General features: G+C 60.6%; 13 protein-coding genes. 2 read left to right on the top strand and 11 right to left on the bottom strand.

The features are described from left to right. Positions 1-670 (bottom strand): cache domain-containing protein (locus tag ACMV18_RS03580; RefSeq protein ID WP_420816704.1); only part of this gene is annotated, 670 nt, incomplete at its 3' end. A gap of 295 nt (positions 671-965) precedes the next feature. Here ACMV18_RS03580 and rpoH point away from each other — a divergent pair. Then, complete coding sequence (rpoH, locus tag ACMV18_RS03585) at positions 966-1,907, top strand: RNA polymerase sigma factor RpoH (RefSeq protein WP_420816705.1); 942 nt, start codon at positions 966-968, stop codon at positions 1,905-1,907. Positions 1,908-1,986: 79 nt separating this feature from the next. Here the strand turns inward: rpoH and pgi are convergent, their stop codons facing one another. Together pgi and tal are read right to left on the bottom strand one after the other, a co-directional pair. Further along, positions 1,987-3,627: a glucose-6-phosphate isomerase gene (gene pgi / locus ACMV18_RS03590; RefSeq protein ID WP_420816706.1), complete on the bottom strand. Its 1,641-nt coding sequence runs from the start codon at positions 3,625-3,627 to the stop codon at positions 1,987-1,989. 15 nt (positions 3,628-3,642) lie between these two features. Beyond that, positions 3,643-4,590, bottom strand: coding sequence for a transaldolase (tal, locus tag ACMV18_RS03595; RefSeq protein ID WP_420816707.1), 948 nt, complete (start codon positions 4,588-4,590; stop codon positions 3,643-3,645). Positions 4,591-4,729: 139 nt separating this feature from the next. Between tal and zwf the strand changes: the two genes are divergently transcribed. Then, complete coding sequence (gene zwf / locus ACMV18_RS03600) at positions 4,730-6,190, top strand: glucose-6-phosphate dehydrogenase (protein ID WP_374255465.1); 1,461 nt, start codon at positions 4,730-4,732, stop codon at positions 6,188-6,190. Here the strand turns inward: zwf and ACMV18_RS03605 are convergent, their stop codons facing one another. The 8 genes from ACMV18_RS03605 to ACMV18_RS03640 form a co-directional block, all read right to left on the bottom strand. Continuing rightward, a complete protein-coding gene (locus ACMV18_RS03605) occupies positions 6,191-6,478 on the bottom strand; it encodes an STAS domain-containing protein (RefSeq protein WP_420816708.1) in 288 nt (95 codons plus the stop codon). Positions 6,479-6,480: 2 nt separating this feature from the next. Continuing rightward, on the bottom strand, positions 6,481-7,155 hold the full coding sequence (locus tag ACMV18_RS03610; protein WP_420816714.1) for an MlaC/ttg2D family ABC transporter substrate-binding protein: 675 nt from the start codon (positions 7,153-7,155) through the stop codon (positions 6,481-6,483). 83 nt (positions 7,156-7,238) lie between these two features. Continuing rightward, positions 7,239-8,009, bottom strand: coding sequence for a VacJ family lipoprotein (locus tag ACMV18_RS03615; protein WP_420816709.1), 771 nt, complete (start codon positions 8,007-8,009; stop codon positions 7,239-7,241). Then, positions 8,006-8,485: an outer membrane lipid asymmetry maintenance protein MlaD gene (gene mlaD / locus ACMV18_RS03620; RefSeq protein WP_374255470.1), complete on the bottom strand. Its 480-nt coding sequence runs from the start codon at positions 8,483-8,485 to the stop codon at positions 8,006-8,008. Before mlaD ends, ACMV18_RS03615 begins: the two co-directional genes overlap by 4 nt. 27 nt (positions 8,486-8,512) lie before the next feature. After that, positions 8,513-9,298 (bottom strand): lipid asymmetry maintenance ABC transporter permease subunit MlaE, encoded by a 786-nt coding sequence (mlaE, locus tag ACMV18_RS03625; RefSeq protein ID WP_420816710.1) that lies wholly within the window; start codon positions 9,296-9,298, stop codon positions 8,513-8,515. Beyond that, the gene (locus tag ACMV18_RS03630) at positions 9,295-10,140 is read right to left on the bottom strand and encodes an ABC transporter ATP-binding protein (RefSeq protein WP_420816711.1); all 846 of its coding nucleotides are present in this window, start codon (positions 10,138-10,140) and stop codon (positions 9,295-9,297) included. The genes mlaE and ACMV18_RS03630 overlap by 4 nt, the downstream gene beginning before the upstream one ends. 212 nt (positions 10,141-10,352) lie before the next feature. After that, complete coding sequence (locus tag ACMV18_RS03635; protein WP_420816712.1) at positions 10,353-11,816, bottom strand: glutamate synthase subunit beta; 1,464 nt, start codon at positions 11,814-11,816, stop codon at positions 10,353-10,355. 21 nt (positions 11,817-11,837) lie between these two features. Beyond that, the coding region (locus tag ACMV18_RS03640) for a glutamate synthase-related protein (RefSeq protein WP_420816713.1) at positions 11,838-14,711 on the bottom strand (2,874 nt) is incomplete at its 5' end.

Here is a 14,711-nt window from a genome sequence, read left to right on the forward strand (position 1 = left end):
CACCATCCTGCACCAGCAGGCCAGCCTGCCGCGCCTCCGCCACCACCTCGCCATCCGCCCGCAAAACCTGGAGCGCACCTGTGTGACCCAGATCCACATGCTGATACAGCTGCAGGAAATAGCCCAGATCGAGCACCAGCAAGATGGCCCCTCGCACCTGCCCGTCCGCACCCGAGACGGGCATCAGCAATGGCACCTGCCAAGCCTGCTCGGCTTCCGTCAGTCGAGGCGCCAGCCTCACTTGGTGGATGCCGCGGGAACGACCGTCCGCCACCACTTCGGCCACGGCCTCCTGCAGACTTGGCCGGTCGGCAAAAGGGGCTGAACTGTAAACACGCTGCATCGCCTTGTCGTACAGCGCGACATGCAAAAACAGCCTGTCTGATGCCTGCATGGCCACGAGTTGATTGCGCGCCTCCGACTCCAGTCCGTTGAACCACCCTTCGGCAACGATGGACATCAAACGTCCACGTCCCAAAACCTGCTCCAGGTTTTCGGCAATGATCGCGCAGACGTTTTGTTGCTGAATGCTGGCACTGTGACGCTTGATGGCCTGCTCCGAGGCCAAGCGCTGCCACGTGAACCCCCACACCAGCGCCAGCAAAGCGATCGAAAGTCCGACGCTGCAAGCCACGAGCACGCGCCAATACTGCCCCCTCAGGATCAGCATCCAATTCCGGCACGGCGACGGGGACAAAAGGGACAACAACGGCACAACACGACCACTCACATCAGGGAAGGCGATGTTGTCGCTGCCATGTGTCACGAGTTTGACAGCCCACACACCAATTGTGACAACACTTGATCATCACAAGTTCTTGGGTCATCCATCGCCAAAGTGCGCCTCGACCGGCGAAAGGCCATGCACTGGGCCTTGCCAATAAATCCGGGAACTTTTAGGGATTAGCACTCTCAAAGCGGGAGTGCTAACATTGGACAAGAAGGATCCCTGAAAGGAACCATTCATGACCCTGACGACTGCTCTGACAACCCGCGACCCCTGGAGTGTGGCGCCCTCACTGGGCAATCTGGACGCGTACATCCGCTCTGTCCAAGCCATCCCCATGCTGGAGGCCGAAGAGGAGCAGCGTCTAGCGCGTCGCTTGCGCGATCAACAAGACCTGCAAGCCGCCTCCAAGCTGGTGCTGTCGCACCTGCGACTGGTCGTGTCCATTTCCCGCCAGTACATGGGCTACGGGCTGCCACAAGGCGACCTGATCCAGGAAGGCAACGTCGGCTTGATGAAGGCCGTCAAGCGCTTCGACCCGGATCAAGGCGTGCGACTGGTGAGCTACGCCATGCACTGGATCAAGGCCGAGATCCACGAATACATCCTGAAGAATTGGCGCATGGTCAAAGTGGCCACCACCAAGGCGCAGCGCAAGCTGTTCTTCAATCTGCGTTCGCTCAAGCACCAGTTCAAGGGTGAAGCCGACGATGCCCAAGTCGGTCGTGCGGGTCTGTCTGAGGCCGAAATTCACCGGGTCGCCGCTGAGTTGGATGTGCGACCGGAAGATGTCATCGAGATGGAAACCCGCTTGGCGGGTGGCGATGTGGCGCTGGAAGCCCCGGCCGACGACGACGGCGACAGCCACAGCGTGGCCCCCTTGGCTTATCTGGCCGACGATGTGAACGAACCCACCCGGGTGATCGAGTCACACCGTCGTGACTGGCTGGCGAGCGATGGCATCACCTTGGCACTGTCACAGCTGGACGACCGCAGCCGTCGCATCGTCGAAGAGCGCTGGCTCAAGGTCAACGACGACGGTTCGGGCGGCATGACCCTGCATGAACTGGCTGCCGAATATGGCGTCAGCGCCGAACGCATCCGCCAGATCGAAGTGGCTGCGATGAAAAAGATGCGCAAGGCCCTGAGCGAAAGCGCCGACAACCTGGCTTTCAGCTGATCAAGAGCACATCATCGCTGTCGCGCCATACAGACCGCGCCCGGGAAACCGAGGCGCGGTTTCCATTTAGGGCGCCCACTCAACGCAAGCGCGCGATCATGGCGGCCGTGGCGGCATCCAGCCCGTTGGCATCCCCCGACTCCAGCCGCGGCAACAGGTCATTGCACATGGCCTTGCCCAACTCCACACCCCACTGGTCAAACGAGTTGATGCCCCAGACTGCGCCGCTGACCAGCACGCGGTGTTCGTACAGTGCAATCAAGGCACCCAGCGAGCGGGGTGTCAAAGCCTCCAGCACCATGGTGAGGCTGGGGCGATTACCTGAGAACGTGCGGTGGCGAGCCATCACCTCCGGAGGCAACTCTTTGGAGGCCGTGGGCGGCCTTTCCTGCAAGGCCTGCTCCATCGTCTTGCCCCACATGAGCGCCTGAGCCTGCGCCAGCCCATTGGCCAACAGCATGCGGTGCTGCGTTTCCAGCATCTCCGCCATGGTCTGGGACACGTGCCCATCCTCCCGGCGGGGCAGCTTCTTGACCAGGATGAACTCCAGCGGAATCACGTCGGATCCCTGATGCAGCATCTGGAAGAACGCATGCTGACCATTGGTGCCAGGCTCACCCCACAGCACTTCGGCCGTGGCATAAGGCAGCACACGCCCGTCCTGGTCCACGCCCTTGCCGTTGCTCTCCATGACCAATTGCTGCAAGTAAGCAGGCAGTCGGCGCAGGTTATGGGCATAGGGCGCCACGCACCGGCTGGTATAGCCCTTGAAGTTGCGATACCAGACGTCCAGCAGTCCCAGCCACATCGGCACGTTCTGCTCGGGAGGAGCCTGGAAGAAATGCTCATCCATCGCATGCGCCCCGGCCAGCAGCGCACGGAAGTGCTCACTGCCCAGCGCCACGGCCACAGGCAAGCCAATGGCCGACCACAAGGAGAAGCGTCCGCCGACCCAGTCCCAGAAGCCAAAGGTGGTTTGAATCCCGAACTGATCTGCCAGCGCCACATTGGTGGTGGTCGCCACAAAGTGACGCTCGATGTGCTGCCCGCCCTGATCCAGGAACCACTGACGCGCCAGACGCGCATTCGTCATGGTCTCTTGCGTCGTGAACGTCTTGGATGCCACGACGAACAGGGTGTGTTGAGGCTTCACCTTACGGAGCACCTCACACAAGTCCGAGCCATCAACGTTGGACACGAAGTGGAACCGCAACTTGGTGTGCGTGAAAGCATCCAGCGCAGGGATCACCATCTGGGGTCCCAGATCCGAGCCGCCGATCCCGATGTTCACCACATCATGAATGTCGCCGGGTTGATCGCCCCCAGCACGCGCGCGTACCGCATCGGCAAACGCCAACATGCGGTCCAGGACATCGTGAACCAGTTCGCTGTGCGCCCCTTTGCCTCGTGGCGCACGCAACGCCGTATGCAACGCAGCCCGGTCTTCCGTCCGATTGACCAGCGCACCTTGGAGCATGGCATCGCGGCGCTCAGCCAGTCGGCATTCCCGAGCCAGATCCAGCAAATGGCGCCGGGTGGCCACATCCCAATGGGCACGGGACATGTCCACCGTGACCTCTGGCGCCTGCAACGTCAGGCTGCGAACCCGGTCTGGATGCTCTGCAAACAAGGTGCGCAAGTCAAGGTCGCGCCCATGGGCTTCGTAATGCCCGGCCAGTGCGCCCCAAGCGACGGTTTCATCGCAACGCGGAATCAACATGCACCTTACCCAATTTCAGCGTTGTGCCTCGATCAAGGCATCCAGCTTGACCGCATCGGCTGCAAACAGACGGATCCCTTCCGCCAGCTTTTCTGTGGCCATGGCATCCTCATTGAGGGCATAGCGGAAAGCGGCTTCCGACAAGGAGGGTTCCGGCGCCACCACATTGGCAGGCGCCACCAGTTGGCAAGGCACCTCACCTTGCGTCGTCTGCAACTGGGCCAACAAATCCGGGCTGATGGTCAGCAAATCGCACCCTGCTAACGCGAGAATCTGGCCCACATTGCGGAAGCTGGCGCCCATCACTTCGGTGCGGATGCCGTGCTGCTTGTAATACCCATGAATGCGCGACACCGACTGGACCCCTGGATCGTTGAGGCCAGCCTGGGCGGCTTCGTCCCATGCGGCACCCGCCGACTTTTTGTACCAGTCGTAGATGCGCCCCACAAACGGAGAAATCAACTGCACGCCAGCATCCCCGCAGGCACGCGCCTGCGCGAACGCGAACAACAGGGTCAGGTTGCAATGGATGCCTTCAGCTTCCAACATGCGGGCCGCCTGAATGCCTTCCCACGTCGCCGCAATCTTGATCAGCACGCGGTCACGGCTGACGCCCGCCGCCTCATACAGACCCATGATGCGACGTGCACGTGCAACCGTCGCTGCCGTATCAAAGCTCAACCGGGCATCGACCTCGGTCGACACGCGACCCGGCACCACTTTCAGGATTTCGAGGCCAAAGCGCACCAGCACCTTGTCCACAATGCTGTCCAACGCATCACCGGCATGGGCCTTCACCACCTCGGCCAGCAGGGGAGCATATTCTGGCTTCTGGACGGCCTTGAGAATCAGCGACGGATTCGTGGTGGCATCCCGTGGCGCGAACTGCGCCAGTTGTTTGAAGTCACCGGTATCGGCCACCACCACCGTGTGGGCCTTGAGCTGATCGAGTTGAGACGTCATGGAATCGACAACAAGGGATCGCAGTCCACCCCTCGCCTTGAATCTGTTTTATCGTGGATGACATTCTGAATCCATTTTCATGACAATCTGAGGGACGGGTGCGAATCCCCCGCATCTTTCCCCCTGACTGCGGCGTCTCATGTCCTTCGATCTCGTCTTCTTCGGTGGCACCGGTGACCTCACCTGGCGCAAACTCATGCCCGCACTGTTTCAGGCGTGGCGTCACGGCAAACTGCCCGCTGGTGGCCGCATCCTGGCAGTGGCCCGAGATGAGCGCAACCACGACAGCTACCGGGAGTGGCTCAAAGAGCGCCTGGCCGCAGCCGAGCCCGCCAAGCGCCCCACCGACGACGAATTTGCGCAGTTCGCCGCCATGGTGCATTACCTGCGGATGGACCTGTCGCAGCCGGCAGATTACGCGGCATTGCGTGATTGGCTGGCTTGCCGGTGTGCCGACACGGTGGTGATGTACCTGGCCACCAGCCCCCATCTTTTTCCCGTGATCTGCGAGCAACTGGGTAAGGTGGGCCTCAATCACCCAGGCGTGCGCGTGGTGCTCGAAAAGCCGCTGGGGCACGATCTGGCCTCCGCGCAAGCCATCAACCGGGCTGTGTCGGCGGTGTTCACCGAACGGCAGGCGCTGCGCATCGACCACTATCTGGGCAAGCCGTCGGTCCAGAACCTCATGGCCTTGCGATTTGGCAACGTGCTGTTCGAGCCACTGTGGCGCCGCGAGAGCATTGCCAACATCCAGATCACGCTGGCCGAAAGCCTGGGCGTGGGCACACGCGGTGATTTTTACGACCGCACCGGCGCCCTGCGCGACATGGTGCAAAACCACGCCCTGCAATTGCTGACCATGGTGGCCATGGAGCCCCCGTCCAGCGCGCATGCCGATGCCATCCGCGACGAGAAACTCAAGGTCCTGCGCTCACTCAAGCCGTTTGACGAGTCCTCCGTGACCCGAGATGTCATCCGAGGACAATACCGCGCAGGCGCCATCGAGGGCCAAGCCGTGCCCGGCTACCTCGACGAAGCCAAAGTCCCCGCTGACAGCAGCACCGAGACGTTCGTGGCCCTGCGGTGTGAAATCCAGAACTGGCGCTGGGCGGGTGTGCCGTTTTACCTGCGCACCGGCAAGCGCCTGGCACACCGGCATGCCGAGATCGTGGTGAACTTCCGCCCGACCCCGCACTCCATTTTCCCCGGCGCCCAATCCCCGAACAAACTGGTCATCAAGCTGCAACCCGACGATGGCCTGGAATTGCACCTGTTGGCCGCCAAAGGATCGGTCCACACGCTGGGATCAGGACAAGAGGTACTGTCACCCGTCTCGCTGGATCTGGACTTTGACAAGGCCTTCCCTACCGAACGCGTGGGCGCCTACGAACGCATGCTGCTGGATGCGCTGGCAGGCCGTCTGAACCTGTTTGTGCGCTCGGATGAGCAGGAACAAGCCTGGCGTTGGGTAGAACCCATTTTGCACAGCTGGTCGAAAGACAGCAGTGGACTGCGCACCTATGCCGCCGGCAGTTGGGGCCCGGCCGCCGCCAGCGCCCTGATCGGGCGAGACGGCTACGCGTGGGCAGAAGAGTATTGATCAGGCCGACTGCAACAGCGCATCCACGCCATACAGTCTGGCCAATTCAGTCAGTCGCGCTGGGAGCGACTGCACCGCAAATGCGCGCCCTTTGGCGCGCGCCATGCGCTGGCACTCCAGCAACACAGCCAAAGCGCTTGAATCAAACTGGCTCAGCGAGGAGCCGTCCACCGTCAGCATTGCGGCCTCGGTCCCGCCCTTGGTGGCAGCCTGCTCCAGCGTTTGCCGAAACAGGCTGAGGACATGCGGAACCTCGGCGTGGGTGATGACGGCAGGCAACATCAACATGATCAGTTCGCCTTCTTGGCTGCGAGCTGCTTGTTGCGTTCCACCAGCTTGTTGATCAAGCCGTCAATGCCGGTTGCATTGACCTCTTGTGCAAAGCTGCTTTGATAGGTCTGCACCAACCAAGCGCCCATGACGTTCACGTCGTACACCTTCCAACCGGTCGGTGTCTTCTCCAGGCGGTAATCGAGCTGGATGGGCTCGCCCTGCCCCTTCACCAAGGTGCGCACGATGACTTCGCTGTCTTCCGGGCGGTTGCGTGAGGGCTTGTACTCGATGGCCTGATCCTTGATCTGAGCGGCAGCTCCAGAGTACGTGTGGACCAGCAAGGTCTTGAACTCAGCTTGCAAACGCTTGCGCTGATCTGGCGTAGCCTGACGCCAGCCCGGGCCTACCGCAGAGGCGGTCATCCGCACGAAATTGACATTCGGCATGATCTTCGCGTCAACCAGCGCGTTCAGCTTGCTGAGATCGCCACTTTGAATGGCTTTGTCGCCTTTGACCGAAGCAAACACTTCCGTCGTGATGCTCTTGATAAACGCTTCACCCGTCATGACCACGGCAGCGGCGGGCGCCACTGCGGTCGCAGGAGCTGTTTGAGCTTGCGCCCCAACACTCGCCAAGCCAGCCAACGACATGGCCACCAACAACACACGAGCGGAGAACGAACGGTTAAGCAACACGGTGATCCTTTCTTTGATCTGCCTGTCTTCCACTAACGCATCAGATGGCGATCGGGTAGACACAGGCAGATGACTTGTCTTCAGTTAGCAGGTGCCGAAGCACCAGATGCAGCCGGCTGCGCCGACTCTGCGGCGTCCTCTGGCTCATCGTAGCGAGGCTCATCCTCTGGTTGAGCCTCTTCGGGAGGGTTGCCGTTGTAAATCAGATTGCGACGACGCTGCAGGTACGCATCACGCACAAACGAATACTTATCGAGCGCCACGTCATCCAGCAACTCGCCGGCAGACAGGTATTTCGCACGCACATTGACCACTTGCAACAGGCGGATCTGGTTATCCGTGCGAGGACCGTCTCCCAGTGTGGTGGCTGAGAAATACGTATTGCCGACGATGTTGGCTGTATCCCGCAACGTGGAAGACCCCAACACAGGCCACACAATGTACGGACCAGAAGGCATGCCCCACACCCCGAGCGTCTGACCGATGTCTTCGTTGAAGCGAGGCATCTGCATGGCCGATGCCATGTCAATGAAGCCCCCCAAACCCAACGTGGTGTTCACCGAAACACGGATGACACTTTGAGCACCGTCTTTGAATCGCCCCTGCAAAAACAGGTTGGCCGAGGTCCACACGTCATCAATGTTGCCAAAGAAATTGCTGACACCCTTGCGCACCGGCTCGGGCGTGACTTTGGCGTAGCCCTGCGCCACCGGCTTTAGCACATTGGCGTCCAGTGTCTCGTTGAACGAAAACACCTTGCGATTCCACGACTCCAGCGGATCTTGCGGGTGCTGCGTTGCACACCCCTGCATCAGCAAGAGCGCCAGCACAGCGGGTAGCGCACGCCTCATTTAGCGCCCTCCTTGGACGCCCCCTCGGAAGCCTTGCTATACAGGAACTGTCCGATCAGGTTCTCCAAAACGATGGCCGACTGCGTGCTTTTGATCGTGTCACCCGCGACCAGATTGGTTTCGCCATATCCAGGCTCAAGCCCGATGTACTGCTCGCCCAGCAAACCAGCCGTCAGGATCTTGGCCGAACTGTCTTTGGGGAAGGCCACGCCCTTGTTCAGGGTGATTTCGACCTGTGCCTGGAAAGTCTTGGTGTCAAAGTTGATGGTCTTCACGCGACCCACCACCACACCAGCACTCTTGACCGCAGCTTTGGGTTTCAGCCCACCAATGTTGTCGAACCGTGCCACCACGTCGTAGCCGGGCTCAAAAGACAGCGTGAGCAAATTGCCTGCCTTGAGCGCCAAAAACAAAATGGCCGCTGCGCCCAACAGCACAAACAAGCCGACCCACACATCATGTTTTGATTTCTGCATATCGTTCGTCCTTGCGACCCAGCTCGATCAAATCGAGAACATCATGGCCGTCAATACAAAATCCAGCCCCAGCACGGCCAGGGATGCCATCACCACGGTACGTGTCGTGGCCAAGGAAACACCTTCCGGTGTCGGCTCGCACTCATAGCCCTGCAACAGCGCCACAAAGGTCACCGTCAGGCCAAAGACAAAGCTCTTGAGCATGCCGTTGCCGACATCCGCCCACACTTCCACGCCGTTCTGCATCTGAGACCAGAAGGCACCGTCGTCCACGCCAATCATCATGACGCCGACGACCCAGCCCCCCAGCACCCCCACGGCAGAGAACACCGCGGCCAACAGCGGCATGGCAATCACACCACCCCAGAAGCGTGGCGCCAACACCCGTTTGATGGGGTCCACCCCCATCATTTCCATGGCGGACAGCTGCTCACCCGCCTTCATCAAACCGATCCCGGCCGTCAACGCGGTGCCAGCTCGCCCGGCGAACAACAAGGCCGCCACGACCGGCCCCAATTCGCGGCACAGGGACAGGGCCACCATCAACCCCAACGCCTCGCTGGAGCCATAGCGCTGCAGGATGTAATACCCCTGCAAACCCAACACGAATCCCACGAATGCGCCGGACACCGCGATGATGGCCAGCGAATAGTTGCCAAGGAAAAACAGCTGTTCGGTCAGCAGTCGCGGGCGACGCAGTGTCTGCCCCAACATCCAAAACAGCTTGAAAAACAGTCGGGTGCTGTAACCGATGTCGGTCACCTTCAAACGAACCGCACGCCCGACGTGACTGGGTTGCAACCACTTGATCATCCGCGCACCCCGAAATCTTGACCAGCATCCATCGCAGGATAGTGAAAGCGAACCGGCCCGTCAGGCGCAGCCTGCACGAATTGCTGTACCAGCGGGTCTGCGCTGGCGCGCATCTCGTCCGGGGTCCCCTGCGCCACGATGCGACCGTTTGCCAGCAACACGATGTGGTCTGCAATGAGGAAGGTCTCATCTACATCGTGAGAAACGATCACGCTCGTCAAACCCATCGTGTCGTTCAACTCGCGAATCAAGCGGGCAGAAATGCCCATGGAGATGGGATCCAGCCCAGCAAACGGTTCGTCGTACAGCATCAACTCGGGGTCCAGGGCCATGGCACGCGCCAACGCGACTCGGCGAGACATGCCACCTGAAATCTGGCTAGGCAACAGATCTCTTGCACCGCGCAAACCCACCGCATTCAACTTCATCAAGACCAAGTCTCGAATGATGGATTCGGGCAACTTGGTGTGCTCCCGCAGAGGGAAGGCCACGTTCTCAAAAACGGTCAGATCCGTGAACAAGGCGCCGAACTGGAACAGCATGCCCATACGGCGACGCACCGACATCAAGGCCTTGCCATCCAAGCTGGCCAGGTCCTGACCACCCAACAGAACTTGCCCCGACATCGGTGTCAATTGGCGACCAATGAGGCGCAGGACCGTCGTCTTCCCACCACCGGACGTTCCCATGAGCGCCACGATCTTGCCTCTGGGTACCGTCAGGCTGATGTTCTCGAGAATGACACGATCGCCATAGCCGCAGGTCACGCCGCGCAACTCGACGAGCGGCGATTCAATCGGACTGGCAGAGCCGACATGCTCGGTGGATGAGGAATTCGTCATGCGATCAAAGAATGACCGGCGAACAGATCTCGCCGGTCCGTAATGATAGGGGAAGCTACCAACCCCCGCAGCGCAACCGCAAAGATGCCCTGTCTCTTCTATAAGGGCTTAGGTTGACGCCAAGCGCCCAACAGTAATCGATGAAAGCCGTCAGCCGGAAACGAAAAGGCCACCCTTTCAGGTGGCCTTGACGCTTGACGCCAACAGGTGGATCAGCGTGGCAGTGAGGTCGAGCCCATCAGGAAAGCATCGACTTCACGAGCGGCCTGACGGCCTTCGCGGATGGCCCACACCACCAGAGACTGACCACGACGGACGTCGCCTGCCGCAAACACGCCTTCGGCGCTGGTCTTGTAGCCGCCGACGTCGGTCGAAGCCTTGGCATTGCCACGGGCATCCTTCTCAACGCCAAAGCCTTCCAGCATCGTGGCAACGGGGTTCACGAAACCCATGGCCAACAACACCAGATCGGCCTTGTAGGTCTTCTCGGTACCGGCGATTTCGACGAACTTGCCGTCCTTGAACTCGACGTGCACGGTCTTCAGGCCAGTGACCTTGCCGTTTTCGCCAAAGAATTCCTTGGTGGCAATCGCAAACTCGCGGGTGCAACCTTCGTCGTGGCTGGACGAGGTACGCAGCTTGATCGGCCAGTAGGGCCAGGTCAGCTCCTTGTTCTCCTGCTCGGGCGGCATGGGCATCAGTTCGAACTGCGTGACGCTCTTGGCGCCATGACGGTTCGAGGTACCCACGCAGTCGGAGCCGGTGTCACCACCACCGATCACGATCACGTCCTTGCCATCGGCACGGATTTGATCCTTGACCTTGCCGCCGGCGTTCACGCGGTTCTGCTGAGGCAGGAACTCCATCGCGAAGTGGATGCCGGCCAGGTCGCGACCGGGCACGGGCAGATCACGCGACTGCTCGGAACCGCCGGCCAGGATGACCGCGTCGAAGTCCTTCTTCAGTTGCTCAGGCGACACGGTGTCCTTGGCCCAGTTCGTGACCTTGGAACCCTTGGGCATCTCGCCCACGATGGTGTTGGTCTTGAAGACCACGCCTTCGGCTTCCATTTGCTTGACGCGTTTGTCGATGTGCGACTTGTCAAACTTGAAGTCAGGGATACCGAAGCGCAGCAGACCGCCGACGGTGTCGTTCTTCTCGAACACGGTCACATCGTGACCGGCGCGGGCCAGTTGCTGCGCAGCGGCCATGCCGGCAGGGCCGGAGCCCACGACAGCGACCTTCTTACCGGTCTTGACAGCGGCAGGCTGCGGCTTGATCCAACCTTCGGCCCAGGCGCGGTCAATGATGGCGTGCTCGATCGACTTGATGCCGATGGCATCGCTGTTGATGTTCAGCACGCAAGCGGCTTCGCAAGGTGCCGGGCACACACGACCAGTGAAGTCGGGGAAGTTATTGGTGCTGTGCAGCACTTCAATCGCCGACTTCCAGTCCTGGCGATACACCAGGTCATTGAAGTCGGGAATGATGTTGTTGACCGGGCAGCCGTTGTTGCAGAAAGGCGTGCCGCAATCCATGCAGCGCGCGCCTTGCTGCTTCGCCTGCTCAGGCGTCAGACCAATGACGAACTCTTTGTAGTTCTTCAGGCGCTTTTCGACAGGCTCGTAGCCCTCTTCCAGGCGCTCAAATTCCAGAAAGCCAGTGACTTTTCCCATTTCAAACTCCTAACGCGCTGATCAGGCCTTGGCCTTCGTGGCGGACTTGGCCTTGGCAACAGCAGCCGTGGCTTCTTGCTTGGCGCCCATTTCGGTCAGGGCACGACGGTACTCGTTCGGGAACACCTTGACGAACTTGGTGACAGCTGTCGACCAGTTGTCCAGGATCTCGCGAGCACGCAGCGAACCGGTCCAGCGGTGGTGATCTTCAACCAGCTTCTTCAGCAGGGCTTCGTCAGGCTGGCCCTTGTGCATCGGGATACCGGCTTCTGCTTGCTCAGCAGCCGACAGCACCTTATCCAACGACACCTGAGCCGTGTTGACGCGGCTGGCGAACTGACCATCTTCGTCGAAGACGTAAGCCACACCACCGGACATACCGGCAGCGAAGTTACGACCCGTCTTGCCCAACACGACGACGGTACCACCGGTCATGTATTCGCAACCGTGGTCGCCAGTCCCTTCCACCACAGCGGTGGCACCGGACAGACGCACGCCGAAACGCTCGCCACCGACACCGCGGAAGAAGGCTTCACCGCTGGTGGCGCCGTACAGCACGGTGTTACCGACGATGATGTTCTCGGAAGCGTTGCCACGGAAGTCGATGCTCGGGCGCACGACCACGCGGCCACCCGACAGACCCTTACCGGTGTAGTCGTTGGCTTCACCGATCAGGTACATCGTGATGCCCTTGGCCAGGAAGGCGCCGAACGATTGACCGCCCGTGCCTTCCATCTGGATGAACACGGTGTCGTCAGGCAGACCATCGGGATGGTGCTTGATCAACTCGCCCGAAAGCATGGCGCCGACAGTGCGGTTCACGTTCTTGGCCACTTCCATGAACTTGACGGCTTCGCCACGCTCGATGGCAGGCTTGGCCTTCTCGATCAGGCGAACGTCCAGCGCCTTGTCCAGACCGTGGTCTTGGGTGTCGACGTGCAGACGTGGGATCTCGGCGGGCACGGGAGGCAGTGCAAAGACCTTGGAGAAGTCCAGACCTTGAGCCTTCCAGTGCTCGATGCCCTTCTTCATGTCCAGCAGGTCAGCACGGCCGATCAGCTCGTCGAACTTGCGGATACCCAACTGAGCCATGATCTGACGTGCTTCTTCGGCGACGAAGAAGAAGTAGTTCACGACATGCTCAGGCTTGCCGGAGAACTTCTGACGCAAGACGGGGTCTTGCGTGGCCACGCCCACCGGGCAGGTGTTCAGGTGGCACTTGCGCATCATGATGCAGCCCTCGACGACCAGCGGTGCGGTCGCGAAGCCGAATTCGTCAGCGCCCAGCAAGCCGCCGATGACCACGTCACGGCCGGTCTTGATCTGACCGTCGGTCTGCACGCGCACACGGCCGCGCAGGCGGTTCAGCACCAGGGTTTGCTGCGTTTCAGCCAGACCCAGTTCCCATGGGGTGCCGCAGTGCTTGATGGAGGACCAGGGCGATGCACCGGTACCACCGTCGTGACCGGCGATCACGATGTGGTCGGCCTTGGCCTTGGCCACACCGGCTGCCACGGTACCCACGCCCACTTCGGACACCAGCTTGACGGAGATGTCAGCCTTGGGGTTGACGTTCTTCAGATCGTGAATCAGCTGAGCCAAGTCTTCGATCGAGTAGATGTCGTGGTGAGGAGGTGGCGAAATCAGACCCACGCCCGGCACGGAGTGACGCAGCTTACCGATGTACTCGGACACCTTGCCACCTGGCAACTGACCGCCCTCACCGGGCTTCGCGCCCTGCGCCATCTTGATCTGAATCTGATCAGCAGACACCAGGTACTCGGTGGTCACACCGAAGCGGCCGGATGCCACCTGCTTGATCTTGGAGCGCAGGCTGTCGCCTTCCTTCATCTCGTAGTCGGCTTCGATGCGCGAAGCACCCACGATGTCGGAAACCTTGGTGCCGGCCTTGATCTTGATGCCCTTGAGCTCGTCGCGGTAACGGCGCTCGTCTTCACCACCTTCACCGGTGTTGGACTTGCCGCCGATGCGGTTCATGGCCAGCGCCAGGGTCGAGTGGGCTTCGGTCGAGATGGAGCCCAGCGACATGGCGCCCGTGGCGAAACGCTTGACGATTTCTGCTGCGGGTTCGACTTCCTCGACAGGAATGGCCTTGGCCGGGTCGATCTTGAACTCGAACAGGCCGCGCAGGGTCAGGTGACGCTTGCTCTGATCATTGATGATCTGGGCGTACTCCTTGTACGTGTCGAACTTGCCGGCACGGGTGGAGTGCTGCAGCTTGGCAATCGCGTCAGGCGTCCACATGTGCTCTTCACCGCGGGTACGCCAGGCGTATTCACCGCCAGCGTCCAGCGCGTTGGCCAGCACGGGGTCGTTGCCGAACGCAGCCTTGTGGTTGCGGATGGCTTCTTCAGCCACTTCGAACACACCAATGCCGCCGACTTGCGTGGGGGTGCCACGGAAGTACTTGTCGATCAGTTCCTTGTTCAGACCGATGGCCTCGAAGATCTGAGCGCCGCAGTACGACATGTACGTGCTGATACCCATCTTCGACATGATCTTCGAGAGACCCTTGCCGATGGCCTTGATGTAGTTGTAGATGGCCTTCTCGGCGGACAGATCGCCGGGCAGGTCCTTGGCCATGCCGGCCAGGGTTTCCATCGCCACATAGGGGTGAACGGCTTCGGCGCCATAACCAGCCAGCACGGCGAAGTGATGCACTTCACGGGCGGTACCGGTTTCCACAACCAGACCGGTCGAGGTGCGCAGGCCCTTGCGAACCAGGTGATGGTGGATGGCCGACAGGGCCAGCAACGCTGGGATCGCAATGTTGTTGCGGTCCATCTTGCGGTCGGTCACGATCATGATGTTGTGACCGGACTGGATGGCTTCCACAGCTTCCGCGCACAGCGAGGCCAGGCGCGCTTCGACACC

It is taken from the genome of Aquabacterium sp. (assembly GCF_048860245.1).
Classification (GTDB): Bacteria; Pseudomonadota; Gammaproteobacteria; order Burkholderiales; family Burkholderiaceae_C; genus Aquabacterium.

Bases quoted from the DNA above. Each gene is read 5' to 3' on its own strand.
- rpoH (WP_420816705.1), top strand. From the start codon at position 966: ATGACCCTGACGACTGCTCTGACAACCCGCGACCCCTGGAGTGTGGCG.
- pgi (WP_420816706.1), bottom strand. From the start codon at position 3,627: ATGTTGATTCCGCGTTGCGATGAAACCGTCGCTTGGGGCGCACTGGCC.
- tal (WP_420816707.1), bottom strand. From the start codon at position 4,590: ATGACGTCTCAACTCGATCAGCTCAAGGCCCACACGGTGGTGGTGGCC.
- zwf (WP_374255465.1), top strand. From the start codon at position 4,730: ATGTCCTTCGATCTCGTCTTCTTCGGTGGCACCGGTGACCTCACCTGG.
- ACMV18_RS03605 (WP_420816708.1), bottom strand. From the start codon at position 6,478: ATGTTGATGTTGCCTGCCGTCATCACCCACGCCGAGGTTCCGCATGTC.
- ACMV18_RS03615 (WP_420816709.1), bottom strand. From the start codon at position 8,009: ATGAGGCGTGCGCTACCCGCTGTGCTGGCGCTCTTGCTGATGCAGGGG.
- mlaD (WP_374255470.1), bottom strand. From the start codon at position 8,485: ATGCAGAAATCAAAACATGATGTGTGGGTCGGCTTGTTTGTGCTGTTG.
- mlaE (WP_420816710.1), bottom strand. From the start codon at position 9,298: ATGATCAAGTGGTTGCAACCCAGTCACGTCGGGCGTGCGGTTCGTTTG.
- ACMV18_RS03630 (WP_420816711.1), bottom strand. From the start codon at position 10,140: ATGACGAATTCCTCATCCACCGAGCATGTCGGCTCTGCCAGTCCGATT.
- ACMV18_RS03635 (WP_420816712.1), bottom strand. From the start codon at position 11,816: ATGGGAAAAGTCACTGGCTTTCTGGAATTTGAGCGCCTGGAAGAGGGC.